Source organism: Dietzia sp. Cai40, from assembly GCF_014145165.1.
GTDB lineage: Bacteria > Actinomycetota > Actinomycetes > Mycobacteriales > Mycobacteriaceae > Dietzia > Dietzia natronolimnaea.
Genome location: NZ_JAALEB010000339.1, coordinates 1 through 2,161, shown reverse-complemented (window position 1 = coordinate 2,161; position 2,161 = coordinate 1). Strand labels below are relative to the sequence as shown.

Below are 2,161 nucleotides of genomic sequence, written 5' to 3'. Positions count from 1 at the left end.
CCCGGACCGACAGAGCCCGGACCGACGCTGCTGACACCGGGCCCACGGATGACTCGCGGACCCGGGGGCGCTCCGACGCCGCCACCGACTCCACGGAGGCCACCGACCCCACGGAGGCCTCCGACGTCACCGACACCGGCGACGGCGGTGGGCGTCGCCGCCGGCGTGGCCGTCGTGGCCGCGGCCGTGGACGTGGCGAGAACATCGACGAGCAGAACAACGAGACCGACCGGGCCGACGGGGATCCGGAGGGGTCCGACGCCGCCGACGACCGGGACGACCGGGACGAGTCCGGCGGCGGGGGCTCCGGCGGAGACGACTCCCGTCCCGACACCGACTCGTCCGATCGCGCCGAGGGGCGGTCCGGATCGGGGGACGACTCCTCGGATGACGACTCGGACGACTCCGACGGGTCACCGTCCGGCTCGCGTCGGCGTCGCCGGCGTCGTCGTCGTGGAGGGGGTTCGGGCAACGACGACACCCAGGCCTCCGGCGACGACTCCACCGACACGGACGCCCAGGAGCAGCGCGAACCGCGGCGTCGACCGGCGCGTGGGGGACAGGCCTCCGGTTCGGGCTCGTCGAACGACGAGGTCCAGGGCATCAGCGGTTCGACCCGGCTCGAGGCCAAGCGCCAGCGCCGCCGCGACGGACGCGATGCCGGGCGCCGCCGCCAGCCCATCCTCTCCGAGTCCGAGTTCCTCGCCCGTCGCGAGTCCGTCGACCGCGTGATGGTGGTCCGGGAGAAGAGGCGCGGCGACGGCAAGGGGATCATGACCCAGGTCGGCGTGCTGGAGGACAAGGTGCTGGTGGAGCACTTCGTCACCACCGAGTCCGCGCGCTCCATGGTGGGCAACGTCTACCTCGGCCGCGTCCAGAACGTGCTCCCGAGCATGGAGGCCGCGTTCGTCGACATCGGCCGCGGTCGCAACGGCGTCCTGTACGCCGGTGAGGTCAACTGGGAGGCCGCCGGACTCGGCGGTAAGGCCCGGCGGATCGAACAGGCGCTCAGGCCCGGCGACATGGTCCTGGTGCAGGTCACCAAGGATCCCATCGGCCAGAAGGGCGCCCGCCTGACCACGCAGATCTCGCTGGCCGGTCGGTTCCTGGTGTACGTGCCCGACGGCAACTCCACCGGCATCTCCCGCAAGCTCCCCGACACCGAGCGGCGTCGACTCAAGGCGATCCTCAAGGACGTCGTCCCCGAGGGCTCGGGCGTGATCATCCGGACCGCGGCAGAGGGGGTCAGCGAGGAGGAGATCGGCCGGGACGTCGAACGACTGGCCGCCCAGTGGACCGAGATCGCCGAGGCCTCCGCGAAGCGGACCTCCGCGGGTGCCGGCACACCGATCGCCCTGTACGAGGAGCCCGACCTGCTGGTCAAGGTGGTGCGAGACCTGTTCAACGAGGACTTCTCGTCGCTGGTGATCCAGGGCGACACCTCGTGGGACACCGTGCACGACTACGTCTCGAGGGTCGCACCGGAGATGACCGAGCGGCTCGAGCGGTACGACAACCCCGACGTCGACGTGTTTGCCACCCACCGCGTGGACGAGCAACTGGCCAAGGCGCTCGACCGCAAGGTGTGGCTGCCCTCCGGTGGCTCGCTCGTGATCGACCGCACCGAGGCCATGACGGTCATCGACGTCAACACCGGCAAGTACACCGGCTCGGGTGGCAACCTCGAGGAGACCGTCACCAAGAACAACCTCGAGGCGGCCGAGGAGATCGTCCGCCAGCTGCGCCTGCGCGACGTGGGCGGGATGGTGATCATCGACTTCATCGACATGGTGCTCGAGGCCAACCGCGACCTCGTGCTGCGGCGGCTCACCGAGGCACTGGGGCGCGACCGCACCCGTCACCAGGTCTCCGAGGTCACCTCGCTGGGGCTGGTCCAGCTCACCCGCAAGAAGCTGGGCACGGGTCTCGTCGAGGCGTTCTCCACGCCCTGCGAGCACTGCCAGGGCCGTGGCCTGATCGTGCACGCCGACCCCGTCCACACCGAGTCGCACAACGCCGACGAGCCCGGCTCCCGCCGCGGCCGCAAGCGCGGCGGCAAGGGATCGGACTCGGATCAGTCCGACTCCCAGGCCTCCTCGTCGTCCGCGCCCAGGCAGGCGCCCAGGAAGGACGGGCCCGCGCCGGCCGCGCACCCCGCCGC

At 71.5% G+C, this 2,161-nt stretch carries 1 protein-coding gene; it reads left to right on the top strand.

Annotated features, from left to right (window positions below; translation table 11 throughout):
• A partial coding sequence (locus tag G6022_RS12920) for an Rne/Rng family ribonuclease (protein ID WP_241731208.1) occupies nt 1-2,161 on the top strand: 2,161 nt, incomplete at both ends.